Source organism: Cupriavidus sp. USMAA2-4, assembly GCF_001854305.1.
GTDB lineage: Bacteria > Pseudomonadota > Gammaproteobacteria > Burkholderiales > Burkholderiaceae > Cupriavidus > Cupriavidus malaysiensis.
Map to the genome: position 1 here is coordinate 422,284 of NZ_CP017750.1, position 25,968 is coordinate 448,251.

Sequence of the window (25,968 nt, forward strand, 5' to 3'; positions counted from 1 at the left end):
ATGCTCACGGTGCAATGTTCACCGGAGTGGATAATTATCAGTACGGCAAGAAATCCGGCTAGACGCGTTTTAGCTCCAGGTCGAGCTTGTTGGAGAAATCGGCGACAGCAGCTGCGAAGGACGCGATGGCCAGACGGCCACCTCCTTCCAGCTTTTTGAAGGCAGGGGAGGCATGGAGTTTCTCGAAGCGCTCGGCCATCGCTGAAAAACTCTCAGTGATCCTGGAGAATTCCTCGGTGGCGGTCTTGATGAGCGTAAGACCTTGGGTCTCCTCTTGAACCTGCCTGCGCAGGTCGCGAAGGCGCTGCTCCTCGGCGGCGAGCTCGGCTTCGACTTCACGCTGTCGGCCCGCCAGGGCTGCGAGCTGTTGTTCCGCAGCCGCAGCATCGACGGTGGCCGCGGCCGCGGAAGATGCTGGAGCGGTCGACGCTGCGAGCAGAGCTGCCTTGAGGCTTTCACGCTCTTTGCTCAGCGTATCGATGGTCATGTTGAGCTGGCTCACCGCGCCATTTCGACGGGACAGTTCTTCCGTCGTATCGGCCAGTGCTGTCCGGTGCCGGTCCACCGCGCTGTTCAGATCAGCCACCTGGGCGCGAAGTTGTTTGGTCTCATACTCGGCATCCATCTGTTTTGCCAAGCTATTGGCGAGATCTTCGCGCGCAGCTTCCAACTGGTGATTGACCGTCTGGAGGCCCTCGTCTTGCTCGCGCAAATGCTTCGCCAACGCCTTGAACTCGGACCGTTTGAGGCCAGGATTCTGGCGTTTTGCCTCGGCGAGTATGGCGACATGCTCATCCGTGATCTCAGAATGCACGATGACCTGTAATTCGCCAATATTAAACGGCGTGATCGCGTCGTAGTTGTTCATGAACTTCGCGTGGGCTTTCAGATAAAGCCACACATAAGATCGGCTAATCTTCAGTACATTCTGGCAGTACTTGAACAGAACCGTGGAGGCGCGCTTGCGCGCCTGCGGCACGTCTCCCATCGCCCGTTTCATATGCGAGTGAATCGTTCGATCAATATGGGCGATATTTGAGCCGATCGACGCGATCTCCATCTGGATCCGATCCTGCGACTCCAGAATTTCTTCTGAGGCCTGTACGATCTTCCCAAGGGCGGCTTCATCGAGGACTGGCATCAGTTCGTGACGCGCAAGGGAGTAGAGTGCCTCCGGCGCGTTGCCGGCGGTGTCGATCAAGGGAAAGTCGTCTTGCATATTGCTGAGGTACCGGGAATTGATGCGGTGGGAGGCGACAGCACGATGATGTTGTCGCTCCAGCGTAGCGCGTCATCGGCGAAGTCAAGGGGCGACATGGCGGATGACGGGGTGGAGAGAGGCATGTTGCGTTGCTGCTTTCAAATTCTTCTATCGGCATGCACAGCCATCGTTGAATCACCCTCCGTGGGAGGGGCTGAGTGCGTCGATAATCGAACACGCCTTAGGCGCAATCGGAGCGCCGAAAAGACGTAACAAAGCAGCACGCTTTCCGGTGGAGAGCGTCCAGCATGTTGTACGCTGGGCCGCCCAGGCGCGCCGTTGGCAATGCTTGCGTGCAAGGCCCCAGTGCGATAAAGTCCAGTCACCTCCGCGTCTCTGACGCATCGACCTAGCGCAAGACGGACTCTCCCGTCCACTCCTCTCGCCCAACGGCGGCGGACATTTCAGCGCCCCCCCCCCCATTTTTCTAGTTCACACGGCCTCCGCGGCCAGCACGTTTGCCTGATGCATTGCGTATGAGGCAAGCGCGTTGACGCTTGAAGGATTCCTTGCTCACTCGAGCATCGAATGGTCCCGGGTATCCGCCTGGGCATCTCATCTCTACGTTTTCCGGAGTGAAAACCATGGAATCCTTGATGCGCCTTCTGGGCCTTTTCCTTTCCTTTGCCGTTCGTCACCCCCGCGGCTTTCTGTTGCTGTGCTTGGCCGTCATGCTGTCGGGCCAGTTCTACTTGCTGCCGCCGCTGATGGTGTATGCCACGGCCGCAGTCGTCTTTGCCTTCGTGGGATGGGTACGCCGTGCGTTCAAGACGGCTGTGCCCGCCGCGCCTGATGCAGTCATGCCGCATCCCACGGCTGCCGCTCAACCGGCGCCGGCGCGCCATGCCGTTCGCGGCGCCAACCGGACGGTCTACGCGAAGTCCGCTGTGATGGTGCCGATGCCTCGATCGACCTCGGCGAAATAGCCGTCGATCCAATCCGCCTTTCGCTGAAAGGCGGCCCCCAACCCCTGTCGTGGGACTCGCGCCCACCGACAGGTGGTGCTGCGGGTTCTCGCGAGGAGAGCCCAAGATGAATACCCAAGTCCGCGGGTGGCAACTCGACATCTTCGGTGATGCTGCGCCGGTCGTGACCGCGCCACCGAGAGTCGATCCGTTGCCTGACCCGAAATTCTGGAGCGATGCCATACGCTCGAAGATGGTTGACGCCCTGATCAGCCTGGCGTGTGATAGCCGACGCGGCGACAAAATGCCGGAGTCCTTGATCGATTGCGCGGAGATGCTGCGCGCGCGTATGCAAGGGAAGACGGTGGATCCCGAGGACTACGCGATGACGCTCGGATGGATCTTCCACTACTGGGAAGGTGCCGTGAGCTACGAGTACGTCTGTCGCGTGAACGGTGTCGATCCGGAAGTGCTGCAGGACGTCATCCTCAACCACCAGCGCCTGCGCCGTGATCTGGAAGAAGTACGCCGGATGGCCTGCGGGTCGCTGCTGTAGGAGCTGCGCCATGAGCTGGATGAACAAGCTATGGAAGGGCGCTTGCGCTGCTGCTGACGTCGTCTGCGCGCTCGCGACAACACCGAGCCCTCCTGTGGTCGTTGGCCGCGGCTCGGCGAACGAGGTGCAGGTGATGATTGGGGAGCTGCCGCACCTGTTCCGAGACGAAGGGGACAGCGTGGTCCACTTTGTCGCCGCATTCGAGAAGCGCCTGACGTCGACCCGGTTCGGACACAAGCTGCTGCCTTCGGTCGCGCCCCATTGGGAGGCGGTGGAGACCATCAGCGGCCGCACGATATCCGATGCCGTGTCCGATGCTGTTCGCGCCCATGAGGCGACCCAGGGCTGTGCTGCACCGCTCAAGACCTCCGTCGCTCCGGCGGACACGCCGGCGTCCACCGCCGGAAATACACGGCAGGCGGTGGCAACGCCGGATGGGCAGGCGCCTCGTGGTGAGCCAGCCAGCCGGCGCAGTGGCGGCGCCAGGCAGCATTCGCTGCATGTCTATCACGGTAAGGCCGTCTGGTGGGGAGAGGACGATTTCCCTGACCGCAAGCGTCCTGGAAAGACCTACCGGTCCTTTGCGTTGCGCCTGGATGGCCCGAGTGGTCAGCAGATCCTGCAGGGCGAAGGCCTCAAGGACGCGATCACTGATGCGGGTTGCCGGCTCGGCGACATGGTGGAAGTGACGCGCCTACGAAAGGTGAAGGTACCTGCCTTCACCACCTCTGGTGAACCCAAGCGAGACGAACACGGCAACCAGGTTCTCTGGGAAAAGTGGCTGTGGTCGATCTCTCGTGCCCATTGAATAGAAGGAGTAACGAAGCATGGCTTCAGTGAACAAGGTGATCCTCGTCGGAAATCTCGGCGCGGACCCGGAAACGCGGTATATGCCGAGCGGAGATGCGGTGACGAATATCCGGCTGGCGACAACGGATCGCTATCGTGACAAGGCGAGCGGCGACATGAAGGAGCTGACGGAATGGCACCGGGTCTCGTTCTTCGGCAAGCTGGCTGAAATTGCTGGCCAGTACCTCCGCAAAGGCTCTCAGGTGTACATCGAAGGGCGCATCCGCACCCGGAAATGGCAGGACCAGAGCGGCCAGGACAAGTACTCGACCGAGATCGTCGCGGACCAGATGCAGATGCTGGGTTCGCGGCAGGGCGGCCGTGACGATGGCGCGGGCCAGACGGGCGGATATGACACGACGGGAGACAGTGATGACTCCCGGGGTCCGATACTCAGTCGTCCGCAACGCGAGCAACGTGCTAGCGGCAGCGGTGGCGGCGGCCAGCGACGCCAGCCGCAGGCGCCATCGAATGGCTTTGAGGACATGGATGATGACATTCCTTTTTAGCGGTTCGAAAGCTTGCTTCGCGCCTTGTCGACGTGAGGCCAGCAGCGGCTTTTCCCTAGCATGACCTTCGCGATCGTTCTCCGGCTGAGTGCCGGAGGACGATCGCGTCTCCTCTTCCGCCCTGAGTTCTCAGGGCGACTCTCCCTCGCACGTTTCGCGCCATGCTGAAAAGGCCCCCTGCCTCGCGGGGTGCCTTTTGAGCAAAGCGTTTCCCTGTCTGATTCAGGCATCGAACCCACCCTCCAGAAGGAGACAATCCCATGAAGTTGCGTGACATCGTTGGTACCTGGACGCCCTCTCAGTGGGATGCCATGGTGCTGAAGTATGTGGACGAGCGCTACCTTTCGGGGCGTCCGTGCCCGTGCCCCATCTGTGGCGGCACGGATCGCTTCACCTATGACAACAAGCATGGCCGCGGCGACTGGGTCTGCCGGAAATGCAACAACGGCGCCCCAAAGGCTGGTGACGGCTTGGAGCTGATTCGCCTGGTAACAGGCAAGTCCTTTCACGAATTGGCATGCGAAATCGAGGGCGGGCGAGTCCCCGAACCACGTCTCGCCTGCGAACGTCCGAACCGTGCGGGCACGGCGAGCAAGACTTGTGACGCAAAGTGGAAGGCGCGTCGATTGGCAAGCATCCGAGCCGCCGCAGTGCCAGTGGTGCGAGGCGACCACGGCATGGCGTACTTGGCCGGCCGCGTTCCTGGACTGGATGTGGCGCCCTCGCCGGCGCTGCATCTGGCGCAACTCGACTTCTGGCACGGGAAGCAAGCTTTGGGACGTTACCCGGCGATTCTGGCCGAGTTCACCTTGCCCGATGGCCGACTGGCAACGTTGCATCGCACGTTTCTCGACCGTGACCGTCCGTGCAAGGCGACCATCGTCTGCCCGGAAGGCGAGATATTGCCGTGCAAGCGGAATGAGGTGTCGGCGTTGCCGCTCGCCGGCGGTGCTGTGAGGTTGATGCAGCCCGTCGGCGGCGTGATCGGCGTCGCGGAGGGCATGGAAACCGCATATGCGGCGCACATGCTATTTGGGGTGCCGACCTGGTCGTGCCTGAATCGCGTGCTTCTCAAGGCGTTTGAGGTGCCAGAAGGATTGGGCATCCACACCGTGCACATCTTTGCGGACTTCGACAAGGTTGATCCGAAGACCGGAAAGTCGCCGGGAATGGCCGACGCGCTTGCGCTGGAGAAGCGCCTGCGTGCCTCCGGCTTCAAAGTCGTGCTCCACCGACCCAAGGTGCGTGGCACGGACTTCTGCGATGAGTGGCTGACAGTTTGCCGCTTGCGCGGGATCACGCAGGCCTTGCCCGTCACCGCATAGCACCTTCACTCGAAACGGCTTCTCGCCGATCCTCACCATCCTCGCCCTGTGGGTTCGACCCACGGGGCGAACTCCATGGGCGATCTCTTCGAAAGGAGACTCACCATGTCGTTCAAAGGATTCACTGCCATCGTCAATAAGCTGCACATCCACGCGATGCGCAGCGCTGGAGCGCGGGTCATCGAAGCCGGCCAGTCAGATGCGCAGTTTTTCGAGGTCTATCGTCGCGGCCCATCCGGTGTGCTGCTGTTCCTGCAGCGCGAAGCGTCGTTCGATGCGGCGTTCGAGTTCTGCTTCGATCGCAAACCGGTTCAGGTTCATTGAGATTTGTGGCACGGCGCCCTATCCGGTGTGTCGATTGGGACACGTCGCGAACGTACAAAATTTGATACACTTATGTCAACTGAAAAGGAAATCCGCTGGGTCGGGACAGCCTTGGCGGATCTGCTTAGCTTCCCCGCCGCCATTCGACGTGAAGCCGGCTTCCAGTTGAGCAAGGTCCAGGCGGGTCTGGACCCGGACGACTGGAGGCCATTCGGCGAGGTTGGGGCTGGAGCGCGAGAGATCCGGATTCGCGAGAGCGAAGGGACGTTCCGCGTTTTGTATGTGGCGAAGTTTGAGGAGGCGATCTATGTGCTGCACTGTTTCCATAAGAAGACCCAGGCGACAACGCGGCACGATAAGGACGTAGCCGAGGCTCGCTACCGAGCCGTTGTGAAATCTAGGAGTGCGACATGAGCGCGATTGATACGGAGATCAAGCACGTCACAAAGTCTGGGGCCAATCTATTCGCGGAACTCGGCTTTGCGCCGGAGGAAGCAAAGCGCTACCAGGTGGAATCGAAGAAGCGGATTGCGGAAACATTGGCGCTCAAGGAACAACTGATGGGAGAGTTAGCCGCTTGGATTCGGGACAATCACCTTAAGCAGGAAGAGGCTGCTGCGATTCTGCACGTTACCCGTCCGCGTGTGTCCGACGTGGTCAATAAGAAGGCTGGAAAATTCACCTTGGATGCATTGGTCGACATGCTGACTCGCGCTGGCAAGTCGGTGAGGATGGCCGTTTGCTGATGGATCGGGCGAGGCTCGCCCGCAATATATTTGAGCAAGAAGCCCGGCATATGCCGGGCTTTTTTGTTTTCTGCCTACTCGAAGCGTGCCATTGCCGCATTCAGCGCGCCGATATCGAGGCTTCCAAAGCCCTCGCTCAATGCTTCCTGCGCTGGTGCCTTATCACCTGCGGCTGCCGGTTCCGCTGGTGCCGGGCCGGGCGCCAACACTGCGCCGGAGCCGGGCGGAGTGTCTTGGGCCGGCTCCGCGGGAGCGGCAACTGGCGTGGCTGCTTCGAACGTGTGCGCCGGCGAATCGCCGAGGTCATGGCGAGGGGGCTGTCCGACAGGGGACGGAGCAGGAAGCGCGACCCTATCCAGCCCGCCCGATCCAAGGCCCGCAAGCCCTCGCTGGGCGAGGCGCTTGAGGATGTAAGCGCGCTCGCGCGCGCTCGGGATGCCGCGCAGGTAGGCCAGCAACTCCGGGTTGGAGTCGGCTGTCAGCGTCAGCTTGATCTCCAGCTTGTCCATCAGCGCATCACTCCTTACGCGGCTGCTTTCACGGGTTGCCGTGCAGCGCCGATCGTGTAGAAGCCCCGAACGTTGGCGAAGCAGGGTGCGTCCATGACGTGGATGATGTTCCGCGGGAATGCGGCGCGGATGGTTGGCGCATACAGGCTCGCGCCGCCGCCGGTCAGTATGATCGCGCGGATGTCTTCGGTACGGCCCACTCGGGTCTGCACTTCCTTGATCGACTGGTGAGTGACGGCCATCGCCTCGGCCAGGAAGGGGCGGACATCCAGATCCTTGCCATAGAAGAGCAGCGGCTTGGCGTCGCGGATCGCCTTGTCGATCCGTTCGAGGCTGTCGACGGCCTCGCCCTCGGCTTCGGAGAGCAGTTTGGCGACCTGTTGATAGACCCGCGCCGCGCCACCGGGGACACCGCCGCTGCGGGTATCGTCCATCGCGTATCCCCGCGCGACGACCCAGTCGGTGGTGAAGTAGCCGACGTCGATCACCAGGTAGGAGTTGTCCGGGTCATATTGCTGTCCGCTCTGCTGCATGAAAGAGACGAGGGAGCCCAGAGGCTGGGGCAGCGGCAGGACGCTCCGCACGCGCACGAGCTTGTCACCGAAGTCCAGGTCGCCACTAAAGCGGTCGCGGAGGAAGTCTGCGTACTTCTGGGTGTTATGAACCGGGAGGCCGAGAACCAGGCGGTCGATCTCGGATGCATTGGCGTAGTGCAAGGCACCGGCCAGCAGCGCGGCGTAGTTGGGCGTGGTGACGAAATCCTCGGACAGGACCCGGCCGGTATTGCCGTAGGCGGCGCTGATCGAAACGTCCGGGCCGACCTCGTAGCGGGCGCCGTCCACCATGACGTTCACGACGTTACGTGCGCGGAAGAAACTGCCGCTGTGGGACGCGAGGGAGTGGACAGACGTCGGGGGCGCGAGGGAGGGAAACATCTGGGTTGAGATTTCCGCGCCCATACCGAAGGCGGATTTCGTGTTGCCGTAACCAACGTCCACTGCGACGGTCGAGATCTTCATGGTGCTCTCCAGGTTGACTGCTCTGATGTGAGGGAAGTGACACCATCTGACAGTTGCTCACCGTATCTCACCGGGAGGGTGAGGACGTGGCACTTGATGTCGGTCCCGGTGAGCAACTGTCAGTAGCTCACCGCAACTGACCGATGAGCAACTGCCAGCTGCTCACCGAATCTCACCGTACGGGTGACCAAGTGCCACTTGGTGACAGCTTGCTCCGGGGGAAATCTGACAGGTGCTCACCGAACGGGGGATCAAGTGTCAGTTGATGACAGATTCGGAGACCAACTGACAGTTGCTCACCGTAACTCACCGACGCGGTGATCATCTGACACTTGCTCACCGAGACTCACCGAAGGGGTGACTTCCTTGTGACCCACTCTACCGACAAAACGACGAAGTCAAGGCCGCAAAAGCTCGCGAGTTGCGGGGGGCTTTCGCTGCGCCTTGCACTGCTGCTCGCTGGTGCTATATGCTGGAGGCTCTTCTCGCGTCCCCGACGCATCGACCTTGCCGCCCGAGCGCGGCTCATCTCAAGCATCAGCGGCCACCCCCTAGGGTGGGTTCTGATCGTCCGCTGTCCAAGCCGCACAATGTCGCGGCATTTTTTTCAATCGGCTCAGATACATGCTGGCCAACACTGAGGACACCGGACACCGCGATACCAATTGGCTTTGCGGGTAGTCTGGAAGAATCGGACGCACTGAGGACATGTGCAAGCCGGACACACCGGACACATTTTGTCCTCCACACCCACCATACGCCCGACAGCGAAACGCGGGGTAGGCGAACGCTGGAACCCGACACACTGCGGTTCAGATGTCGCTACTCGAGGGGCGGGACGTCGGTTGCGCAAGGCAGCTGGACGGTCTGAATCCATACGACACGGTAGGCGCGACCGTCACAGAACAGCGCAACAAGAGTTACGCGGGCGGCGTAGGTTGGTGCTTCGCACTGACAAACGTTCATGCCGGGAGCGATTCCCCGGCAACCGGGTAGCCCGACGAGCCGGCAGATCGGTCAGCACGACGATGTGTTGGATTGTTCGGGACAGTCATGCACGTTCTTCCACGTGCCGGCTGACCAGCCAAGGGGATCGCTAAAGGTCTGGAAGGCAGGACCATGGCCGATGGATAAACGGCAAGAGGTGGGCGCTGGGTGTCGAGGCGCATGTCAACGGGGGGGGCATGCAAGTCGGCAGAACGCGCAGTGCGTTTGAATAGGGGTATTGGATGCGACAGTCAGCAGTGTTTGACGTGCGCGGGTTGCTGGCGCGGTATGACCTTCCGGTGCGGATGAAGGCGGAGATGGAAGCCGTCCTGACAGAGAACCTGAAGCGAATTCTGAGCCGGACCCGGTCGAGCTCGAAGAGCGCGTCGATCAAGACGCAGGAGCGACGGATGTACACCGTGTGCCGGTCGTTCGTGGAACTGCGGGAGGTTGGCTTCATGATCGAGAGCCCACACTCGCTGCGGCACAAGCATGTGCAGGCGCTTGTGACGAGGTGGGTGTCGGCTGGCCAGACCGGCGGGACGATCGAGAACAAGCTTAGCCATCTGAAGGCGTTCTGCCAGTGGTTGGGTAAGCACGATCTCATCCGAGCGCTTGGGGATTACACCGACCGTGCCGCACACGGTTTGATTCGCTCCTACGTGACGACGCGGGATAAGTCGTGGGAAGGCAACGGCGTGGATGCGGTTGCCTTGATCGCGAAGATCGCCGAAGCAGATGCGCGGGTGGCGGTGCAACTGAAGCTGCAGGCGGCGTTCGGGCTGCGCATCGAGGAGAGCTTCTCTCTGAAGATTGGGACGGCCCTGCGCAACCTGGACACGCTGCGGGTGGTAGACGGAACGAAAGGGGGGCGGGCGCGGGAAGTTCCGGTGCGGATGCGACTCGGCGTTCTGGAAGAGGCCGCCACGCTTGTCGATCCGAATAGCGGATCGACCACGCCGTCGACGTATTCGATAGCACGGTGGCGGAGCCACTACAACGCCGTTCTTCGCAAGTTCGGCGTTTGCAAAGCTGAGCTTGGCATCACCAGCCACGGGCTACGACATGAGTGGATGCAGGCGCTGTACAAGGAGGCCACTGGCGTAGACGCTCCGGTCAAGGGAGGCCGCCCGGGGGATCTGGAGGTACATCGGCAGGCGATACAGGAGATCATCCTCAGCGCAGGCCATAGTAAGGCAGCCAAATCTGGCGCCTATCTGAGCACCGTGACCGCGATGGAACGTGACCAACGCCCGCGCGTGACTCGCGAGCAGGCGGAGGCCCAGTTGATTGCGCAGAACGGGAATAAGGCCCAGGCAGCAAGGCTGTTGGGTATCAGTCGGTCAGCCCTCTATCGGCTGATCGGTGCCATGTAGCAGGAGGAAGGCCTTGAAGAAAAAGCGATACTCACGAAGCGACCTGGAAAGGACGCTTAGCCAGGGAATCGGACAAGAGCTACAGAGAAGTTGGCCTCAGCTACTGCGACCTCAATGTGTGGTCGCCGTGGCGAGAGCCAGGCTGATCGAGGCCGAAGCGGACCCGTATGCGGAGGAGCAGCTTTCGGAGGCGTTGCGGCAGCGTCCAGCCCTGCAGACGGATTGGGGGCTCGTCTACGTCGAGATCAGCGCCGGGGAAGCCGATGACCCCGATGTGGCGACGGTCGAAGCATGCCTCGCGGACGATCCATTTCTGGAACTGCCTCATCTCAGGCGAGACGGCGATACGGTCGGGGCCCACTTGAGCGACCTCGTGGGTGCGGTGCTGGAATACCAGGCCGACGAGGCACTATTCGACGCGGGCTTATCCTGGGCCGACAACGACGACACCGCACAGGTCTTCCGGTTGGTGGCTTACAGCGAACCAGGGCAGCCTTTAGACCTCAATGGTTTGGGTCGGGCTGTTGGTCGCTGGCTGGGACGCCTAGATGTCGATGCCATGATCGAGGCGTGCAGGCAACCGGAGTCGCTCGCAACGATCTCGAGGATACTGGGCTGCCTCTCATCCGCGGAAGGACGCACTGACGAACGGGGCGGGGCGGCATCATCGCCGATGGGTATCGGCTGAGCGCACCATGCGCACGACGTCGGCTAGCGCGAACGCTGGCACGCGCGCCGGCGGCTCGGCAGTGGTCTGGCCAGGCGCAGCGTCTGCGAGTTGTCCCAGCGGCACATGGCGCTCGACCTTTTCGCCCGGATGCGGCGTCGGCCCAGGTAGCGACATTGCTGTGTCGCGCCAATGGGCAGGTAGGTCAGGGAACGGGTCGACACCGGTGAAGCGCGCGAACTCGCTTATGCTGATGGTGGCATAGACTGGCTCGGGCGTATTCGGCGCGACGTAGGCAGCCGCGCCGATGCCTTCTATATAGATGGCCTTCCAGATATGGCTCGGAATGCGCACGCGGCCATTGAGCAACTGTGACGCACCCACAAAGGCCGGTCCGGTGACGACGTAGGCCGCACCATACTGGCGAACGAGACGCCGGGTTGATGTCTCGAGATGGCTCCAGGTCTGGCGATTCGAGGTCGGGTTCTGCGGCACCACGTTGGCCAAACTGAAGGTCTCGGCCTGGGAGGCTTGGTCGGCTTCATCTCCGCTCGGTGTGAGGTGGCCGCGATCGTATCCGGACCGGCGGAAGTCGGCCAGATTGGCGCGTGCGGCAGCCGGCAACGAGGGCTCCTCGTAGAACTCGCTGTCGCGGGGCAGCGCGCGAGCTTGCTGGACCGCCATTGCGGTCAGGTGTTCGGCGGACCAAAGGGGGGTCCGGGTACGAACGGAGTCGAGCACGGCGTAGCCGCGGAAGCATAGAAGGCGGGAGTCGGCGGCGGCCGCGGGATCGGCTATCCGGGGAGCGGTCCGCTGTGCGAAGTGCGCGCTGCAGTCCGGGGGCGAGGCATGCGCGACTTGGGTGGCGGCGAGAAGAAGAGCGAAGGCGAACGCGGAACGGAGCATAGGATAGGCTAGCCGGTTGAACATACAACCAGCTTGCCAGTCCCCGCGGGAAGTCAAGTGAGGCCGGGCCGTTGGCGCTGCGGACCTGGCATGCAGGGGCCGGTGGAGCGTGGCAAGATCAGCGGGGCCTTGGCGCTGGGCCCCTTCGGTGCCGGCAGTAAGAGAACCATTGGCGCTGAGCCGCGGGCCTTTGGGCGCAAAGCCGGGCGCCACTTGCCAACATGGCCAGCGGGGCAGGTAAAGCGGCGCCGGAGGCCGGCTTCAGCATGCCTCCGGCGGTTCTCAAGGCGCCGGGCCATCCTTTGCCGATGTTGGTACTGGGGCCTCCAGAGCCTCTCGTACCGCAGGGTCGATGCCCGCGTGCGTGGCGGTATCAAATGATCTATAATTGTATGATCAAATGATGCTCGCGGAGTTTCTCATGACCACAGTCTCGCCAGAGCGCATCAGTGCTGTAATGGCGCTCCAGCCCGTCGCGCAGAGTTTCGCCGAATTGGAAGACCGCGTACGCAAAGGGCTTCCCAAGGCCGCTCTGCAGGCGAGTGTCACGCATGTGGCTCGTACGCCAGATGAAAAAAGGGGGCTACTGTTCCGCATCGTGCCGGAAGCGACGTTCAAGCGCCGCCGGGATCGGCTGAGTCCGGATGAATCGGAGAAGACTGAGCGGCTGGCGCGCGTGTTTGCGACGGCGCTGTATGTCTGGGATGACGAGGTCGACGCTCGTGATTTTCTCAACACACCGCACCCGTTGCTCGAGGGGCGTCGGCCCCTGGACGTCGCCATGACAGAGCTTGGAGCGCGGCGCGTCGAGGAGTTGCTGGCGAAGCTGTTCTATGGGCTGCCGGCGTGATGCGGATTTTCCGAATCGCCGACCGCAGGCACCCGGTCTGGGATGGCACTGGCGCAATGCTTGTCGGGGGACGGTTCAACAGTGCGGGCAAGCCCGTTATCTATGGTGCCTTGACATATGCCGGCGCCATGCTGGAAATCCTTGTACACGCGCGGATCGGCAAGGTTCCGACCACACAGGTGTCGGTGATGGCCGAAGTCCCGGATGGAGTCTCGGTGGAACAGGCGCCTGCCGAGGCATTGCCTGACGGGTGGGATCGGCCTGACTCAGCCGCAGCGCGCCAATTCGGAGATCTGTGGCTAAGTGAGGCACGAAGCGCGGTGCTGCTGGTGCCGTCGGTCGTCGCTAGGTCGGAGTGGAATGCTCTCGTCAATCCCAACCACCCGGAAAGCGCTCGCATTACCTCGTCGTCTCCGACGCCGGTCATTTGGGATCAGCGCTTGTTTCTTGCCGCCTCGTCGGCACCCGATAGCGATTAATCTGGCCGGCGCGCCGGCGCTGTGTGACCCAGTTCCAGATGGCACCGGGTGATAGCGAGCATGCAATCGCATGCGTGAGCCATATAGCCGGCGACCGATTCGGCCGCCTCACCGGCTGCACGGCCAATATGCCAGAACTCGTTGAGCCAGTTACCAGGCGGCCCAACTGGCCCGTTCTTGCGACCCAGAGCGATGGCGCCACGGATGGCCAGGACGGTTTCGGGCTGCGGAAATTCTCGATCGTCGTCGAACATTTTTAGGTTGGGGATCGTGAGCTGGGTTGGGCGTCGTCGGAAAACATGTCGATGGTCCGATCGTCGCGTGGGTGCATGGGCGGGATGCAGCGGAGGAGTTGCTCGAGCGAGGTCCGGCCGTCGCCGCCATACGGAATCTCGTGCGCGCGCCAGCCTCCCGGCAGCTCACTTAGCCCGGCCACAGGCCCGTCGACGCGGATGTCCAGTTGGGCCGCATCGCTCAAGATGGCGGCTTGGCAGCGGCGGGCCGCGTGCTCGGCGGAGGCATTGTCGGCGGCCATGATGACGGCGACGGCGCTGAGACGAACGATGTACGGTCTTTGCATGGTTGCCTCCGGAAACTAGATGGAGCCGGCGTGTTGTAGGGCAAGAATGGCATGCGCGAAGGCCCGCGCACGGCGTCGGACTTGGCTGTCTATGCCGGTGAGAAGGCCATGGGTCTCCATCGTCTGCACAATGGCGCGGATCGCGTCACCCGTCGGCGCCGGAGCGATGGCGCCGAACTCAGCGGTGGCCAGCGTTGCGAGGACCGTGCCGGCCTGGTTTGCGGCCAGTAGCCACGGCCCGGCTTCGGCCGGGGAGCCGGATCGCTCGATGCGGCAGAAGGCCATGCCCGCGAGCTCTGCCGGTGGCAGCATTTCCGCCGAGATTTCGACGTCCTGCACACTCGCCGACGATTCTCGGGCGCGCGGCACCGGTGTGGCGCGCTGGAGGCGGGTACTGAGTGTGTTTGCCGCGTCTAGCAGTGAGAAGAGCGCGCTGGTGGGGACGCTGGTCCTCTCGTCGACGGTCGGCGAGGTGGCGTGCAGGAATGCGGAGATGGCATCCAGTGCGGCCTGAGCGACCTTGTCGGCGGTGTCGGGCTGACTGATGGCCGTCATGACGCGCTCCCCCCGGCGCCTGCGTTAGGCAGATCCTTTTGCTCCAGGGCGTGGGCGGTATGCCGAGCGTAGGTTGCCACAGCGCGCCAGTAGGCCGCCATTGGAGCCTTGCGGCGTCCCCATGCCTTCTCGGCTTCCGTATTGGACTGCGTGCGCAGCTCCCGAAGCAGCTTCACCAGGGGCGCGCGTACCTCGGGCGGGAGCGCTCGCAGGGCTCGGCCAGCTGGGAGGGCGAGCAACGGGTTCAGGTAGCCCATTACGCCGCCTCCTGGCCCTGGGTGGCCGGCGTGGCAATACCGTGAGCGCTGGCGCGAAGCGGCAACGGCGACGGCTGTCCCTGATGGCTGGCGACCAGCCATGCGCCAAACGCCGTGATGCCGTAGCGGTTCCAGCCTAAGGAGCGCAAGGCACCAAGTTCGATCATGCGACGCATGGTTGCCTTGGGGATCGTGTGACCATCCGCTTCGAAGTCCTCGCACTGCGCGTTGAAAAGCGCCAGGTCCTGGAGATCATCGGAATCGAGAAAGCGAAATGCATCCAAGGGTGGGCTCCGTGATTGCTCGACACCCGCCGGGAGCGCTTCCGCGGCAATGGACAAGCGCAAGGCGGCGCGAAGCGCATGGAGCGGCATACGCGGTGACTCGGTGACAGCGTCGAGCGAAGCGACCGCGACCAGGTGGGTAGGCTCTTGGGTGTCGGCAAAGCCGACCATCAGGTTGGCCAGCAGGTCGCGGGCTCGCTCCCATGAGAGCTGGTGGGTAGCAGGGGCGGGCGTGGAACAAGAAGGCATCGTGGCGTCCGTTCGGTTGGGAAGTGCGGACACGTAGCCAGCGGCAAGCGCTTGACCCGGTCCGATAGATCCAGCCTACCGACCGCCAAGAGAAGTCAAGCCATCGCGCTACGAGAAGCGGCCGAGAGAGTCGTCGATGGCGATTCCCAGTGCCGCCGGCGCGACCAACGCATCCGCATCGGGCGTTGGGGAGGCAATGGCCTGCGCGGTCGAGGCGCCCTCGTCCCGATGATGGTGATGTGTGACCGCGGACAGCAGCATGGTCCGGAAGCTCGTTGGCAAGTCCGTGAGCAAGTACAACCAGAAGTCGAAATCATCGGAAGTGCCCACCGAGGCCACAGGTCTCGATGTTGGCGGGCGCAAGGCGGTGCCGGCCGTGGCCAGCCGGTTGAGGTATGGGCGGGCGGCTTCCGGGATCGTGCCGTTCTGCCGGGCGGCTTCGACCGCCGGCAGAAGTGCAGCGGCGCCGGCGCGGGCGTGGTCCACCTGCGCCAACTCACTCTTCAGCCGCTCAACCTCCGCATTGAGGCTTGGCAACTCTCCGTGTCCGGCTTGCTCAAGATGGGCGGCCAGACGTGTTTGGAGAATGGCCAGTACTTGCTGGGAGCCCGAAAGCGGTATGACGCCGAGCAGCTTGTAATTGTCGGCGAAGGCCTGCACGACAGTCGGGTCGACGAATTGCGGCAAGAATGCGCGCAGGTTGTCGAGAACCTTTCGGGAGATGGCTGGCAACAGCGTGCGCACGATGTCCGCCAGGTAGTCTCTCCTCGTGCGCTGAGCGGCAGCGAGCAGGCCCTCCAGGTGCTGCGAGCGGCGTTCCAAAGAAGCGACGGCCGTCGCGACAGCGTCCCGGGCATCAGTGATGGTTTGTTGGTCCATGCTGGTGAGCAATTAGCTGGCCACGCCGTCTTCCTGGCGGCTGGCGAAGTAGTTAGAAAAATACTTGCGCAGCTCCGGTTTGTCCATGGACTTGGTCCATTCGAGGGGGTGCCCGGGCAGCGCTCTTAGGTCCGTCCAGGGGTCAAAGCCGAGATCGGTGATCTCGTGCATCCGGAGGAAGTAGCGGCGGTTGGTCGCATCACCATGCCAGAGATGGCGAATGCGGCCCGGGACGACACCGAGGCTGCCGTTGGCCATCCGATGGAAGCGGTCGGACCACGCCCGTAGGTGCGCGATTTGCCGGGCATCGTGCTTGAGCGCGTTCTCGATACAGAATCCGTGGTGTCCGTAGACCGCATGGGCCATGAAGTGGTCGGCGCTGCCGGAGACGGCGGCCTCATATAGCCCGACCGCATCGAAGATCTCTCGCCGCATTGCCCATCCGTAGCCGGTGTGCCCGTGGGCATCGTAGCGGCCGGCCTCGAGGCTATGGGGATGACGGCCCATGACGGCGGCGAACGATTCGGCGACGTCCAGACTGGATGCAACGCCGCCGGCAGGTCCGAGGCGCAAGCAGGTCTCGAAGACCTGGGCGATTTGGTGCGTGCGCATGACGCGAAGCAGTTCCTCCGGCCAGTTCTCGTTGTCGAACAGGATGTCGCAATCGAGCCACGCAACAACCTTGCATTGGCGCGGAAGCCACGAAGCGGCGAGATTGAGCAGGCGCTCCTTTTGCCAAAGGAGAGAGCCGGCACGAACCTGGACGAGGTCGAGCGCCGGGGGCAACTCGAACGGCGCATCGCCAAACGCGCATTCGACGGTGATGCACGGTACACCGGCATCGCGTATGCCTTGCCGGAATCGGTCGTAGTTGGTGCGCCGCGTCCGGTACCGGCAAGGATTGAAATAGGTCGTGACTACGTAGAGGTCGCTCATTTTGGTCTGCTCTGGTGATCGCTGATCGCGGCGGCCTTCCGATAGCACGTTACGGGGAAAGAGAAGAGTGTCGCGCAACTGCAGGTCTCGCTGCACGGGCCGGCGGCCCGGATCTCGTGGAGTAAGCCGTGCTCAACCGCGAGATCGTGGAGCGTGCCGGCCGCAAGATCGGCATGCGGCCATGACGCCATCACGGCGCGAGCGAAGCCGCGCAAGGCGGCAAGTTCGATGGCCATGGAAGGCGGGAGATAGTCGAAGAGGCCGCTTTCCAGTTCCCGCACAAAGGTGCCGTCCCGAGTCATCCGCTGCAGCAGCGCTTGTGCATAGGCGGGCTCGAAGTTGAGTTGGCGCTGCAGCAGGGCGACTGAGGCAGCCCGGTGGCGGTGCACCACGTCGACGGCGCGGTCGTAGTCCGATTCAGTGCAGAGGTCCATGTTACGTTCTTGAGGCGATGACCTTTCAAGCGTATCGGCCATCTGGCAAAGTCAAGCGGCTGCGGATCTCCGCATGGCCGGGAGCAGCACGGATGTCACCGGCGTCTCGGTGGGAATCCACCTGACCAAGGGAATGCCCTTTGCGCGGTAATAGGCCTGCTTCTCAGTCTTGCGTTGGTCGTATTCGGGTCACCTGTCATCCCTTACACCCCGATCGCGGTCGGTGGGTGGGTGTCGTGGAGGACGAAAGGGTGCACCTTGGCGCGTTCCGTGTGGCGGAGGCGCCGTCGGTGGCAATACCGATGCCTCGCAGTGCATCACGGCAGAAGCGTGGTTGCCCCCACCGACAGGCATAGGGTGTGCTGCCCGAACGACCTAGCCAGCGCGGACATGGCCGACGCCGCCTCGCGTCCGCAGCGAGGTGCCCAGCGGCAGCATCGAGGGCGCAAGCGCGTGCGCGGACGGCACGATGTACCTGGCGGCGCGGAGGGCCAGCTGGCGGCGACCGGTGTTGACGAAGTGATTGATTCTTTCCTGGTAGACCGCGTGGTCGCCGCCGGGATATGTGACCACCTTGGTGCATTCGAGATAGGCGACCGAAGTCAATCAGTGTGACATGCGTCCTCTTGTCTGCACCACCGCAACGCGCATGCATCTTTGGTTGCGGCCCATCGGCAATGTAGGCAATTCAGTTGACTGATATGAGATACATATATGTTAGTTATGATTGTAATGTATTGCAATGTATGGAACAATCAATGCAATCGCATCGCCGATCGCTGGTGTTTGTACAGCTTCCCTGCAGCGCATGCGAATTCCGGAGTCACTGAACTGGTATGGCTCAGGCAGCTGGGCCAGACAACGAAGCACTCTTACCGAGGGTACGCAATGCATTCAGCTTTGAAAGTTCTCGTTGGAATCACGATTGCAGCAGCTGGCGTTAATGTCGCATACGCGCAGCAAGCTCCAGACAATGCCGTACGGAATGCCGATGGCTCACGCACGATACTGCGATCACAGCAGCTACCGGATGCGAATGCGCGGCATGCGCAGTGGTGTAAGGAACGCGGAGGGGTGGACATCACGAACGAAGGAGACCTGACGCTCGATCCCCAAACGACTGACGCGATCATTTGTCGCCGAGTGGATTCCTCCCCTGGATTCACTGGCGCATACGTTCCAAAAGAAGGCGGCGGAGCCGTGATCGCCCCGGGCATAAAGATGGAGAAGTCTCCGTCGATCATGCCATCGACGCCGCCAGCTTGGACGCCTCAGCAATTGCGCGAGCAAGGGGGAAAGTCCGGTGCGGCACCAAGTCCGCGAGCAGCAATCGCAGCAATTCCCACGATCAGTGTTCATCCGAACAATGGCTACGCTGTTAAGGTCGGCGAGCTGTTTCACGCTGCGTCCTATGCAGTCTTCAGCAACTTTACCGGGAATCCGACCGGACGGGTATCGTCGAGAATCCCCGCTCTAAATTGCGGTTGGACCTGGAACGGCGTGATCGATCTGAATCCCAAACAGGTGGATGGCTTTGTTGGTTGTACTGCAACTTGGCCGGGGGTGATCGGTACAACTATGCAAGCTTGCGTCGGGATGACTTGCGCCAACGGCGAAGGCTCATTTGTCGTAGAGCCCAAGAGATAGTCTGCTCGAAGGTTGGTCATCAATGGGGCGTTGTTGCATAAATCGAATTTGAAGGCGGAGCTACCCCCTTGAGTTGGAATTCAGGTAACGCGGACGGACTGCGGGCGAGCGAGCTCAGACATGCGGTTGAGTACGCCCACACGGATTGCTACCTCGGTCGCCTAGGAACCGACCTCGCGCGCCCACAGCGAATGGCCAGTGAGCGTCTTGAGCCGATACATCAGGTTCTCGACCAGCGAGCGGCGGTGATAGCCGCTGGCCTTTTTCCATTCGCGCCTGCTGCTCTTTGCGATGACGTCGATGGCTGCATTGCGCCACGCCGCGCCGGGCGTGGCGTCCGGCCAAGGCATCGCGCCCTCGCGCGGTGGAATCGACGGCTGAGCACCTCTGGCAGCAATTGCCGCGTGGCACGATTTGCTGTCGTACGCGCCATCACCGCCGACAATGTCCACAGGCGTCTCAGGCGGCAACTGGTCGAGCAAGTCAGGCAGGACATCGGCATCCCCGACATCCTGATGGGTCATCAGGGCGGCACATATCAGGCCGTCTTGGCGTCCATCGCCAGATGGACCTTGCGCCAAGTGCGGCGCTTGGAATAGCTGCTGCAACAGGGCAGGCATTCGAACAAGGGCAACTGGTACGACGCCTGTCAGTTCGTGCGTTCGACCAAGATGGCAACTTGATGAAGGGGCGTACCGTTCTAGATGTATTTGGAACCAGAACAGATACGGGGGAACTTGGGGCGCTCGAATTTAAGCTTTCGAAAAATGCACCCTATACTGAGCGTCAGATTCAGCACTTCCAAAATCTATAGAGCTACGGAGGGGTATTGGTTGGAAATAATGGCAGAGTAATTGGTCTTCCTGCGGGATCTATTCTGGACCCATTTCCGGTTCGTCGAGTCAACGGTCCGAATCTTCCCATAGCTGGTGAATGGTGGAAATAGGTATGCACGCTGTTGAAAAGATGCTTGTAAAGGCGCTTTGTCCTGATCTGGAAAGACTTGGCTTCAGTTGGATCAATGCGCGAGAGATGTCTGTCCGAAGGTGGGATGGGGGGTTCGATTCCTTTACTTGGGCTGCACATCCGACACATGATGATGGCGGGCGGCTGGAGTTAATCCCGCTTGTCGGTGTCCGTCATGACGTCGTGGATGATGTCGTGAATCAACTTGGCCTGGTGTTTGGGGCAGGCAATCAGATGTTTACGACAACCGTTGAGCGCGGCCTTGGCTATTTTCCCTTTTCGCCAAGTCGTAATTATGTTCAATATATCCGCTTTGCAGCAGCAGAAGGTGATGTTTTGAGAGTATCTGCCAATATGCTCGCTATTCTGAAAGGTGAGGGTGGAGATTTTTATGAGAAATATTCAAGTCTGCTTAATTGTTCGGTCGGTCTGAATGAGCCAGTTGAAACCAAGGTTCATCCGCTTTGCAATAATTTTCCGCGGCGCGCATATTATGGGATTGCTTGCTCAGCAATTGCTGAGTCGGACCGCCTAAAGTCGCTGGTTGATCAATATAAGAGCTACGTAGCAAAGATCGCTCCGGCCCAGCGTGAGAGGGTAGAGAAGAGGATTGACGATCTCATTTCGTTATTGGAGGGGGGGCGGTTTCAAGTGCGAAGTGCAACACCCCTCAGTTATTGAACAGGAAGCCGGTCCGTGGGATTGGCCAGAACCTGCGCGAGGACTTGTAGCGGGGAGTGCCAGTTCAGGGTTTTGCGCGGCCGGCCGTTGAGGCTGTCGGCGATGGCGTCAAGTTCTTCCTGCGAGTGGACGGACAGGTCGGTGCCCTTGGGTAAGCTCCTACGTTTGCTCCACTTGCCCGACAGAGGGAAATGAATGTCACTCAAGGAAAAGCTTGCAGACTTCGCCGGCGCTCTCACAAGCGCCACATATGCTCCCGACGAGTATCCACTGCCTGAGTACGTGAACTACCAAAGCAACATGGCGGATCTGCAGGGGCTCTGGTTGGAAATCCGGCAACAACTCACTCATGATGTAGAGGCCGCAGCTTTCATTGATGAAAAGCTGGCCGAGATGCTCAGGGAGTTTGAGGCCGGTCGCAAAGTCGAGGGGCGCAGGGCAGTCTTGGCAATCTACAATCTGAAAGTTGAGCGACTTAGATAGCAAGCGCGTGGGTCCGCTAAGGGTCGTTTTGCGCCCCTCACTCGCTGGTCGATCGGCGGAGCGTTGGCGGGCAGCGAGGGGCGAACTGCGGAATGACCGGCGCCGAGCCGTTACGACGTGCCAAAGCGTCGGGGCTGGCATCGGTAGCTGATTTCGGGTAACCTCTATGCGCTTTCGCGTCTCAGACGCATCGACCTAGCGCCTCCCCGGCGCACATTTTTTGGCTGTACCCCGGGCTATCCGTCTCTACGGAAAGTCTGGCGACCATTCTTCATCCCATCGGGAACTCGTTCCCGATGCGGTAGCGGGTTCCCTCATCCCTTGCGGAGAACCCATCATGTCTCAAGCGTCTTCTGTTGTAACCACTGTCAAGCTTGGCCGCATTCGTCCTGGCCTGAACCCCCGTACGTACTTCGACCCTAAGGAAATGTCGGAAATGCGAGCGTCAGTACGGGCTGACGGCATCCTGCAGTCGATTCTCGTCCGACCGCAGGAGCCGGGCTGGTATCAGCTCGTCGACGGCGAACGGCGCTACCGTGCAGCGACTGAAGAATTGGATTCGGACTACGACGTCCCTGTCGTGATCCGGGAAATGAGCGACGCGGAGGCAAAACGCTACGCGCTCGTTACCAACATTCAACGTGCGAACATGTCTGCAACTGAGGAGGCAGCCGCAGCGGCGGAGGTACTTGGCACCGTCAATGGCGATCGCGATGAAGCCGCAAGGGTGATCGGTTGGTCTCGCTCGACGCTGGACCGTCGCCTGGCGCTGATGGCCTGCAGCGTCGCGACGCGCGACGCGCTCAACACGCGGGCAATTCAGATTGGTCATGCTGAATTGCTGGCTACCCTCTCGAAGGACAAGCAGGACGTCATCTTGCCGGTCATCATCGCCGAGAAGAAGTCCGTCGCGGAACTGAGGAAGACCATCGAAGGGGCTGCCTGCAGCCTGGAGAAGGCCATCTTCGACAAAGGAGAGTGCGCGGCCTGCCCGCACAACTCCTCCCTACAAACGGAGTTGTTCGGCGAAGCGATTGCCTCTGGCAATTGCACCAACCGGGCTTGCTACGACAAGAAGGGTGAAGCCCAACTCGAGAGCGTTGCCTACACGCTGAAGGACGAGTACCCGGTCATCCGAATCGTGCGCGCGGGTGACAACCACACCCGTGTACAGCTGGTGGCCGAAGGGCCGACTGGCGTCGGTGAGGAGCAAGCCAAGGCCTGCCATGCTTGCGAGCGCTTCGGCGCGGCCGTCAGCGCGCTGCCGGACAGCATCGGAAAGGTGTTCCGCGGTCAATGCTTCGACCCATCCTGCAACACGAAGATGGTCGCGGCGCGGCTGAAGGCGGAGCGTGATGCGAAGTCTGCGGCACAGCAACCGAAGCAGCCTGCTGCGGCTGTCGCCAGTGCTGGGAAGGGCTCGTCGAAGGCTTCCGCCGACGAGAAGCCAGTCACCAAGATCAGCGAGTCCGAGAAGGTGAAAGCCTACAGGGTGGCGCTGTGGCGCAAGGCGTTGCGTCGCGAAGTCGCCGCGGCGCCCGAGGTGGCGAATCGCTACCTGTTGGCGCTAACCCTGTCGGGCCAGGCGCGCACGATCGGAGAGACCGCGATGGGGCAACTCTTCGCAAAGATCACCGAAGACAGCGCAAGCGTCCATGACCTGGCCAAGAACCTGGTCGCCATCGACAAGGTGGCGGAAGAAAAGCGCGTCACGCTGAGCACCGCCATGACCGTGGCGGCAATCGAAGGCGTTGATGTGCCGAACTTGGTCGCGCTCTGCAGGCATCACAAGCTGGATTTGCGCAAGCACTGGAACCTTCAGCATTCCAAGGATTTCCTCGAATTGCTCACGAAATCCGAGATGAAGGTCCTCGCCGACGAACTGGGTCTGCGCAAGCAGATCGGTGCCGGCTTTGCCAAGGTGTTTGGCAAGTCCAAGCCGGAGCTGATCGAAGCACTGATCACGGTGGACGGCTTCGAGTACGCCGGCAAGCTGCCGAAAGTCCTGCAGTACTGATTCTCAGCGGCCATTGGCCGCGTCCCATGCTGGCCGCCAGTTGGCGGCCGGCCCATCCGTTCATTCCGAGGTATTTCTCATGTTTCAAGAACTGGCCGCGCTCGTGCAAGCGAGCGAGAAGGTTGTGCTCACGCTCGCCATGCATGGCGAGCAAATGTCCGTGTTCGTAGCCCCTGTCGTCAAGAATCCGGCCCACGCGGCGCTGGCGACGCCCTTGGCGTTGTCAGCGACGCCGGCGGAACTCGATGCGGGGTTCGCGGAAGCCGTGGCCACGGTCGGCGTTGCGCATCGGTCGCTCGCGGAGCAGGCTGAGGCCACCGCCGCGGTCCTGAAGGCGGCGACGTCGCAACAGTCATCGAAGGCGACCAAGGCATTGGCCAAGGCCAATGCACCGGCCACACAGGCTGGCGCCCAGTCCGACTCCGATCCGGAGGGCGATGAAGGTGAGGGCGGAGCCAAGGTCACTGCTGCGACGGCGCCCGCTCTTGCGCCGGAGCCGAAGCCGGCGGGTACCGACCTCGCCTCGCTGCTGTAAGGGGACGGCTATGGCAATCACCATCACCCAACTGCTGCGCGAGTTCACCTACAACGGCATGACGCTGCTGGACCCTGGTCCGGCCTTCGCGCCGGACCAGGTGCGCGATATGTACACCGCCCAATACCCCGAGCTGACCACCGCCGCGGTGGAGGGCCCGGAGCACACGGGCGACAAGGCGCGCTACAAGTTCGTTCGTGCCGCCGGCGCGAAGGGCTGACATGCGCAAGCGCGATTTGATGCAGGCGTTGTCCACCGAAGACTTCCGCCTACCAAACGAGGAGCCGCCCGTAAGGGCGGTTTTTTTACATCTTGAGGAGATGAAGACGTGCTGTTCGATTCTCGAACCTTTGATGCGGCAATCGATCTCGGAGGATCGGACTGGTCGCCGGAACGACGTGCTCCCGCTGCCGCCAGTCGATCTTCCGATGGTTTTCTGACACTTCCCAGTCTCGCGGCGGATGTTCCGGCGCGTGGCCATGTCTCCTACCAGGACGAGCAGTCGTTTCGTCCGCTGGTCCAGGCGCATTTCAAGGCCGGACCACTATTGGCGCGCGATGTTCGGGCGCCAGGGAATGCTGGTGACGCTTTCGCTCAGGCTATGTTCGCGTGGCTTCGTCGACGTATGCCTAAATGTCGTCGCCTGAACTTCGGCTTCGCATTGTTGGACCAGAGCGCGGCGATGGCGGTGGTCGAGCAGTTCGGCTGGGAGGATCAGCTGACTGCGCCACTCTATCTCGCGATCGAGCTGCCTCAAGAGGAGGTCTATCAGCTGAAGGCGTCTATCGAGCCGCTCAACGCTGTCCACGGCTCGCTCCTCTGCACCGCGATGTCTCTGATCGATGAGGCCTCCGGCCATACCCTGTTCATCCGAACGCCGGGGGCCATGATCGAGATGTTCGCGCGCCGCTGGTGGGACTATGACGAGGGCATTTCTGACGACGATGCGCGTGAGCACCTGAAGGGGTGGTTCGACATGTCCGACGAAGACGCCGCGCACTATTTGCCGTCGGTCGTCCGTCCCGCGATTCGACCGGATGTGCTGATGTCGGAGATTGGACGCAAGCGCCGCGGCCAAGCCAAGCGTCGCGTCCTCAGTACGCGGGAGCTGCAAAGTCTCGCCGACGCGAGCCGTGGTTGGGGGCGCGAGGTCTGCCTCGCAGTGATCGGGCTGCAGGCCAGCATGCGCGGCCTGCGGCGACGAGGCCTGTTCTCCAATGCCCAATGGGCAGAGCCTGGCTACTCGGCCGCGACTGTCGTGGTCGACGCCGAAGAATGGGCGGTGGAGTTGCTCGACGACCACTTCCAAGACCTAAGCAACGGCGGGGATGCGACGGAGTACCAGATGCTCATTCCCTTGGAAACCGAACGGCGGGCGATCGTGCGGCAGTACGAGCGCCTCGCCCGCGCCTTCGAGATCATCGCTGCGCTCGACCGGCTTCTTTTCTTGATATCCAAATAGGAGGCCCGACATGGCCAGTATTTTGACCGCCAACCGGTCGCATGACGTGGCCCTGCAAGGGGCCATTTTGCTGTACGGGCCACAGCCCGGGAGCTTCACCTATGCGACGGCACACACGATTCTCACCGATGGCCCAAGCCAACGTCCGGTGATCGGCGCGGGTGTCCCACTGAACCGGCAGGCCCTGATCCATGCGGTCAAGGGGCTGGCGGCGGAAGCGCTTCCCAAGGGCGAGTTCCTGACCCCCAATGTCCTGTCGATCGGCGTGGAGGCCGTGACCTGGTGGCGCCCGCCGGCGGTGCGCCGCGTCTTCTTCGATTGCAAGGAGTTGGGCAAGCGTAGCGCCGTGGTGCCGCATCCTGGATTGGTATTCCAGGCCGGCGTGCGCGGCTTTCGCGTGTTCAGCCTGCAGGAAGACGGCCGGCCGCTGCCGGGGTCTGCCCTGTACGAGCCGCCGTACTTCAACACTTGGGATCAGGGACAGATCTGCATCGGTTCCGCTCAAGTGCCGAAGCAGATCGACGTGGCATCAGTTCCCGGCTGGGAAGAGGCCTTCTTCTCATCCGCATTCACCCATCCGAACGCCGGTGGCAAGCGTGTGGAGTACGAACGCGGGGCTTTTGCCTTCTGGCAAGACATGCTCGATGGGGTGTTCCCGACCTACCCCAAAGAGGTCCTTATTCCGATGGATATCACGCTTGGCGACCTGATCGCCGGCAAACGTGGAGTTTGACT

The 25,968-nt window shown here is 61.8% G+C and carries 32 protein-coding genes and 2 pseudogenes; 20 read left to right on the forward strand and 14 right to left on the reverse strand.

Translation table 11 applies throughout. The annotated features are described in order from the left end of the window. Window positions 1-58: 58 nt before the first annotated feature. On the reverse strand, window positions 59-1,201 hold the full coding sequence (locus tag BKK79_RS37985; RefSeq protein ID WP_157128710.1) for a hypothetical protein: 1,143 nt from the start codon (window positions 1,199-1,201) through the stop codon (window positions 59-61). Between the two features lie 644 nt (window positions 1,202-1,845). Between BKK79_RS37985 and BKK79_RS37990 the strand changes: the two genes are divergently transcribed. The 8 genes from BKK79_RS37990 to BKK79_RS38025 all read left to right on the forward strand — a co-directional run bounded on the left by BKK79_RS37990 (window position 1,846) and on the right by BKK79_RS38025 (window position 6,475). Further along, complete coding sequence (locus BKK79_RS37990) at window positions 1,846-2,187, forward strand: hypothetical protein (RefSeq protein WP_071040802.1); 342 nt, start codon at window positions 1,846-1,848, stop codon at window positions 2,185-2,187. A gap of 106 nt (window positions 2,188-2,293) precedes the next feature. Beyond that, window positions 2,294-2,722 carry a hypothetical protein gene (locus tag BKK79_RS37995; protein WP_071023058.1) on the forward strand — a complete coding sequence of 143 codons (429 nt, stop codon included), beginning with the start codon at window positions 2,294-2,296 and terminating at the stop codon, window positions 2,720-2,722. A 10-nt stretch (window positions 2,723-2,732) separates the two neighbouring features. Beyond that, window positions 2,733-3,530, forward strand: a complete 798-nt coding sequence (locus BKK79_RS38000) for a hypothetical protein (protein WP_071040803.1) — start codon at window positions 2,733-2,735, stop codon at window positions 3,528-3,530. 19 nt (window positions 3,531-3,549) lie between these two features. Then, the gene (locus tag BKK79_RS38005) at window positions 3,550-4,080 is read left to right on the forward strand and encodes a single-stranded DNA-binding protein (RefSeq protein ID WP_071023052.1); all 531 of its coding nucleotides are present in this window, start codon (window positions 3,550-3,552) and stop codon (window positions 4,078-4,080) included. Window positions 4,081-4,340: 260 nt separating this feature from the next. Beyond that, a complete protein-coding gene (locus tag BKK79_RS38010; RefSeq protein ID WP_071023049.1) occupies window positions 4,341-5,405 on the forward strand; it encodes a primase-helicase zinc-binding domain-containing protein in 1,065 nt (354 codons plus the stop codon). A 105-nt stretch (window positions 5,406-5,510) separates the two neighbouring features. Continuing rightward, window positions 5,511-5,729: a hypothetical protein gene (locus tag BKK79_RS38015; RefSeq protein WP_071023047.1), complete on the forward strand. Its 219-nt coding sequence runs from the start codon at window positions 5,511-5,513 to the stop codon at window positions 5,727-5,729. A gap of 72 nt (window positions 5,730-5,801) precedes the next feature. Then, a complete protein-coding gene (locus BKK79_RS38020; RefSeq protein ID WP_071023044.1) occupies window positions 5,802-6,143 on the forward strand; it encodes a type II toxin-antitoxin system RelE/ParE family toxin in 342 nt (113 codons plus the stop codon). After that, window positions 6,140-6,475, forward strand: a complete 336-nt coding sequence (locus tag BKK79_RS38025) for a helix-turn-helix domain-containing protein (RefSeq protein WP_071040804.1) — start codon at window positions 6,140-6,142, stop codon at window positions 6,473-6,475. Before BKK79_RS38020 ends, BKK79_RS38025 begins: the two co-directional genes overlap by 4 nt. Window positions 6,476-6,549: 74 nt before the next feature. Here BKK79_RS38025 and BKK79_RS38030 read toward each other — a convergent pair whose 3' ends face one another. Then, window positions 6,550-6,984, reverse strand: a complete 435-nt coding sequence (locus BKK79_RS38030) for a hypothetical protein (protein WP_071040805.1) — start codon at window positions 6,982-6,984, stop codon at window positions 6,550-6,552. Window positions 6,985-6,998: 14 nt separating this feature from the next. After that, entirely contained in the window at window positions 6,999-8,003 is a 1,005-nt protein-coding gene (locus BKK79_RS38035) for a PRTRC system protein D (protein WP_071040806.1), read from the reverse strand. Window positions 8,004-9,232: 1,229 nt separating this feature from the next. Here BKK79_RS38035 and BKK79_RS38040 point away from each other — a divergent pair. Together BKK79_RS38040 and BKK79_RS38045 are read left to right on the forward strand one after the other, a co-directional pair. Further along, complete coding sequence (locus tag BKK79_RS38040) at window positions 9,233-10,366, forward strand: integrase domain-containing protein (RefSeq protein WP_071040807.1); 1,134 nt, start codon at window positions 9,233-9,235, stop codon at window positions 10,364-10,366. 13 nt (window positions 10,367-10,379) lie between these two features. Then, the gene (locus tag BKK79_RS38045; RefSeq protein ID WP_157128711.1) at window positions 10,380-11,054 is read left to right on the forward strand and encodes a hypothetical protein; all 675 of its coding nucleotides are present in this window, start codon (window positions 10,380-10,382) and stop codon (window positions 11,052-11,054) included. On the opposite strand, the gene BKK79_RS38050 is transcribed toward BKK79_RS38045, so the two are convergent. Then, window positions 11,031-11,939 (reverse strand): DNA/RNA non-specific endonuclease, encoded by a 909-nt coding sequence (locus BKK79_RS38050; protein ID WP_084085852.1) that lies wholly within the window; start codon window positions 11,937-11,939, stop codon window positions 11,031-11,033. The genes BKK79_RS38045 and BKK79_RS38050 overlap by 24 nt on opposite strands. Window positions 11,940-12,360: 421 nt before the next feature. On the opposite strand from BKK79_RS38050, the gene BKK79_RS38055 reads away from it, so the two are divergent. Beyond that, entirely contained in the window at window positions 12,361-12,789 is a 429-nt protein-coding gene (locus tag BKK79_RS38055) for an antitoxin Xre/MbcA/ParS toxin-binding domain-containing protein (protein ID WP_071040871.1), read from the forward strand. Then, window positions 12,789-13,268, forward strand: a complete 480-nt coding sequence (locus tag BKK79_RS38060; protein ID WP_071040810.1) for an RES family NAD+ phosphorylase — start codon at window positions 12,789-12,791, stop codon at window positions 13,266-13,268. The genes BKK79_RS38055 and BKK79_RS38060 overlap by 1 nt, the downstream gene beginning before the upstream one ends. On the opposite strand, the gene BKK79_RS39895 is transcribed toward BKK79_RS38060, so the two are convergent. From BKK79_RS39895 to BKK79_RS38100, 8 genes are all read right to left on the reverse strand, one after another. Next, on the reverse strand, window positions 13,265-13,522 hold the full coding sequence (locus BKK79_RS39895) for a hypothetical protein (RefSeq protein ID WP_083384843.1): 258 nt from the start codon (window positions 13,520-13,522) through the stop codon (window positions 13,265-13,267). The two genes, BKK79_RS38060 and BKK79_RS39895, sit on opposite strands and share 4 nt — an antisense overlap. 2 nt (window positions 13,523-13,524) lie before the next feature. Continuing rightward, window positions 13,525-13,848 (reverse strand): hypothetical protein, encoded by a 324-nt coding sequence (locus tag BKK79_RS38065; protein WP_071023004.1) that lies wholly within the window; start codon window positions 13,846-13,848, stop codon window positions 13,525-13,527. A gap of 15 nt (window positions 13,849-13,863) precedes the next feature. Then, window positions 13,864-14,403 (reverse strand): hypothetical protein, encoded by a 540-nt coding sequence (locus BKK79_RS38070; protein ID WP_071023001.1) that lies wholly within the window; start codon window positions 14,401-14,403, stop codon window positions 13,864-13,866. 256 nt (window positions 14,404-14,659) lie between these two features. Further along, entirely contained in the window at window positions 14,660-15,115 is a 456-nt protein-coding gene (locus tag BKK79_RS38080) for a hypothetical protein (protein WP_071040812.1), read from the reverse strand. Between the two features lie 186 nt (window positions 15,116-15,301). Continuing rightward, window positions 15,302-16,072, reverse strand: coding sequence for a hypothetical protein (locus BKK79_RS38085; RefSeq protein ID WP_157128712.1), 771 nt, complete (start codon window positions 16,070-16,072; stop codon window positions 15,302-15,304). A gap of 12 nt (window positions 16,073-16,084) precedes the next feature. After that, complete coding sequence (locus tag BKK79_RS38090) at window positions 16,085-17,008, reverse strand: hypothetical protein (RefSeq protein ID WP_071040814.1); 924 nt, start codon at window positions 17,006-17,008, stop codon at window positions 16,085-16,087. Further along, complete coding sequence (locus BKK79_RS38095) at window positions 17,005-17,442, reverse strand: hypothetical protein (protein ID WP_071022989.1); 438 nt, start codon at window positions 17,440-17,442, stop codon at window positions 17,005-17,007. Before BKK79_RS38095 ends, BKK79_RS38090 begins: the two co-directional genes overlap by 4 nt. Before the next feature lie 375 nt (window positions 17,443-17,817). After that, complete coding sequence (locus BKK79_RS38100; protein ID WP_071022987.1) at window positions 17,818-18,048, reverse strand: hypothetical protein; 231 nt, start codon at window positions 18,046-18,048, stop codon at window positions 17,818-17,820. Window positions 18,049-18,156: 108 nt separating this feature from the next. On the opposite strand from BKK79_RS38100, the gene BKK79_RS40990 reads away from it, so the two are divergent. Next, on the forward strand, window positions 18,157-19,089 hold the full coding sequence (locus BKK79_RS40990; RefSeq protein ID WP_156811582.1) for a hypothetical protein: 933 nt from the start codon (window positions 18,157-18,159) through the stop codon (window positions 19,087-19,089). Window positions 19,090-19,169: 80 nt separating this feature from the next. Here the strand turns inward: BKK79_RS40990 and BKK79_RS38105 are convergent. Further along, window positions 19,170-19,687 (reverse strand): annotated as a pseudogene (locus BKK79_RS38105) (IS5 family transposase); the annotation flags it as partial. A gap of 350 nt (window positions 19,688-20,037) precedes the next feature. Here BKK79_RS38105 and BKK79_RS40995 point away from each other — a divergent pair. Continuing rightward, complete coding sequence (locus BKK79_RS40995; protein WP_157128713.1) at window positions 20,038-20,736, forward strand: hypothetical protein; 699 nt, start codon at window positions 20,038-20,040, stop codon at window positions 20,734-20,736. Here the strand turns inward: BKK79_RS40995 and BKK79_RS39900 are convergent. After that, a pseudogene (locus BKK79_RS39900) lies at window positions 20,730-20,900 on the reverse strand (IS30 family transposase); the annotation flags it as partial. The gene BKK79_RS40995 and the pseudogene BKK79_RS39900 sit on opposite strands and share 7 nt — an antisense overlap. Before the next feature lie 31 nt (window positions 20,901-20,931). Here BKK79_RS39900 and BKK79_RS41855 point away from each other — a divergent pair. The 6 genes from BKK79_RS41855 to BKK79_RS38135 all read left to right on the forward strand — a co-directional run bounded on the left by BKK79_RS41855 (window position 20,932) and on the right by BKK79_RS38135 (window position 25,966). Continuing rightward, window positions 20,932-21,219 carry a hypothetical protein gene (locus BKK79_RS41855; RefSeq protein ID WP_231908281.1) on the forward strand — a complete coding sequence of 96 codons (288 nt, stop codon included), beginning with the start codon at window positions 20,932-20,934 and terminating at the stop codon, window positions 21,217-21,219. A 337-nt stretch (window positions 21,220-21,556) separates the two neighbouring features. After that, on the forward strand, window positions 21,557-23,236 hold the full coding sequence (locus BKK79_RS38115) for a PRTRC system ParB family protein (protein WP_071022984.1): 1,680 nt from the start codon (window positions 21,557-21,559) through the stop codon (window positions 23,234-23,236). Window positions 23,237-23,315: 79 nt separating this feature from the next. Then, entirely contained in the window at window positions 23,316-23,771 is a 456-nt protein-coding gene (locus BKK79_RS38120) for a PRTRC system protein E (protein WP_071022982.1), read from the forward strand. 10 nt (window positions 23,772-23,781) lie between these two features. After that, on the forward strand, window positions 23,782-23,991 hold the full coding sequence (locus BKK79_RS38125; RefSeq protein WP_071022979.1) for a PRTRC system protein C: 210 nt from the start codon (window positions 23,782-23,784) through the stop codon (window positions 23,989-23,991). Window positions 23,992-24,099: 108 nt separating this feature from the next. Then, window positions 24,100-25,233, forward strand: coding sequence for a PRTRC system protein F (locus tag BKK79_RS38130; RefSeq protein WP_071022978.1), 1,134 nt, complete (start codon window positions 24,100-24,102; stop codon window positions 25,231-25,233). Between the two features lie 10 nt (window positions 25,234-25,243). Next, on the forward strand, window positions 25,244-25,966 hold the full coding sequence (locus tag BKK79_RS38135; protein ID WP_071040815.1) for a PRTRC system protein B: 723 nt from the start codon (window positions 25,244-25,246) through the stop codon (window positions 25,964-25,966). Window positions 25,967-25,968 lie beyond the last annotated feature (2 nt).

Coding starts and splice junctions, on each gene's coding strand:
- BKK79_RS37990 (WP_071040802.1), top strand. CDS start 1,846: ATGGAATCCTTGATGCGCCTTCTGGGCCTTTTCCTTTCCTTTGCCGTT.
- BKK79_RS37995 (WP_071023058.1), top strand. CDS start 2,294: ATGAATACCCAAGTCCGCGGGTGGCAACTCGACATCTTCGGTGATGCT.
- BKK79_RS38000 (WP_071040803.1), top strand. CDS start 2,733: ATGAGCTGGATGAACAAGCTATGGAAGGGCGCTTGCGCTGCTGCTGAC.
- BKK79_RS38005 (WP_071023052.1), top strand. CDS start 3,550: ATGGCTTCAGTGAACAAGGTGATCCTCGTCGGAAATCTCGGCGCGGAC.
- BKK79_RS38010 (WP_071023049.1), top strand. CDS start 4,341: ATGAAGTTGCGTGACATCGTTGGTACCTGGACGCCCTCTCAGTGGGAT.
- BKK79_RS38015 (WP_071023047.1), top strand. CDS start 5,511: ATGTCGTTCAAAGGATTCACTGCCATCGTCAATAAGCTGCACATCCAC.
- BKK79_RS38020 (WP_071023044.1), top strand. CDS start 5,802: ATGTCAACTGAAAAGGAAATCCGCTGGGTCGGGACAGCCTTGGCGGAT.
- BKK79_RS38025 (WP_071040804.1), top strand. CDS start 6,140: ATGAGCGCGATTGATACGGAGATCAAGCACGTCACAAAGTCTGGGGCC.
- BKK79_RS38030 (WP_071040805.1), bottom strand. CDS start 6,984: ATGGACAAGCTGGAGATCAAGCTGACGCTGACAGCCGACTCCAACCCG.
- BKK79_RS38035 (WP_071040806.1), bottom strand. CDS start 8,003: ATGAAGATCTCGACCGTCGCAGTGGACGTTGGTTACGGCAACACGAAA.
- BKK79_RS38040 (WP_071040807.1), top strand. CDS start 9,233: ATGCGACAGTCAGCAGTGTTTGACGTGCGCGGGTTGCTGGCGCGGTAT.
- BKK79_RS38050 (WP_084085852.1), bottom strand. CDS start 11,939: ATGCTCCGTTCCGCGTTCGCCTTCGCTCTTCTTCTCGCCGCCACCCAA.
- BKK79_RS38055 (WP_071040871.1), top strand. CDS start 12,361: ATGACCACAGTCTCGCCAGAGCGCATCAGTGCTGTAATGGCGCTCCAG.
- BKK79_RS38060 (WP_071040810.1), top strand. CDS start 12,789: ATGCGGATTTTCCGAATCGCCGACCGCAGGCACCCGGTCTGGGATGGC.
- BKK79_RS39895 (WP_083384843.1), bottom strand. CDS start 13,522: ATGTTCGACGACGATCGAGAATTTCCGCAGCCCGAAACCGTCCTGGCC.
- BKK79_RS38065 (WP_071023004.1), bottom strand. CDS start 13,848: ATGCAAAGACCGTACATCGTTCGTCTCAGCGCCGTCGCCGTCATCATG.
- BKK79_RS38070 (WP_071023001.1), bottom strand. CDS start 14,403: ATGACGGCCATCAGTCAGCCCGACACCGCCGACAAGGTCGCTCAGGCC.
- BKK79_RS38080 (WP_071040812.1), bottom strand. CDS start 15,115: ATGGTCGGCTTTGCCGACACCCAAGAGCCTACCCACCTGGTCGCGGTC.
- BKK79_RS38085 (WP_157128712.1), bottom strand. CDS start 16,072: ATGGACCAACAAACCATCACTGATGCCCGGGACGCTGTCGCGACGGCC.
- BKK79_RS38090 (WP_071040814.1), bottom strand. CDS start 17,008: ATGAGCGACCTCTACGTAGTCACGACCTATTTCAATCCTTGCCGGTAC.
- BKK79_RS38095 (WP_071022989.1), bottom strand. CDS start 17,442: ATGGACCTCTGCACTGAATCGGACTACGACCGCGCCGTCGACGTGGTG.
- BKK79_RS40990 (WP_156811582.1), top strand. CDS start 18,157: ATGTTAGTTATGATTGTAATGTATTGCAATGTATGGAACAATCAATGC.
- BKK79_RS40995 (WP_157128713.1), top strand. CDS start 20,038: ATGCACGCTGTTGAAAAGATGCTTGTAAAGGCGCTTTGTCCTGATCTG.
- BKK79_RS41855 (WP_231908281.1), top strand. CDS start 20,932: ATGTCACTCAAGGAAAAGCTTGCAGACTTCGCCGGCGCTCTCACAAGC.
- BKK79_RS38115 (WP_071022984.1), top strand. CDS start 21,557: ATGTCTCAAGCGTCTTCTGTTGTAACCACTGTCAAGCTTGGCCGCATT.
- BKK79_RS38120 (WP_071022982.1), top strand. CDS start 23,316: ATGTTTCAAGAACTGGCCGCGCTCGTGCAAGCGAGCGAGAAGGTTGTG.
- BKK79_RS38125 (WP_071022979.1), top strand. CDS start 23,782: ATGGCAATCACCATCACCCAACTGCTGCGCGAGTTCACCTACAACGGC.
- BKK79_RS38135 (WP_071040815.1), top strand. CDS start 25,244: ATGGCCAGTATTTTGACCGCCAACCGGTCGCATGACGTGGCCCTGCAA.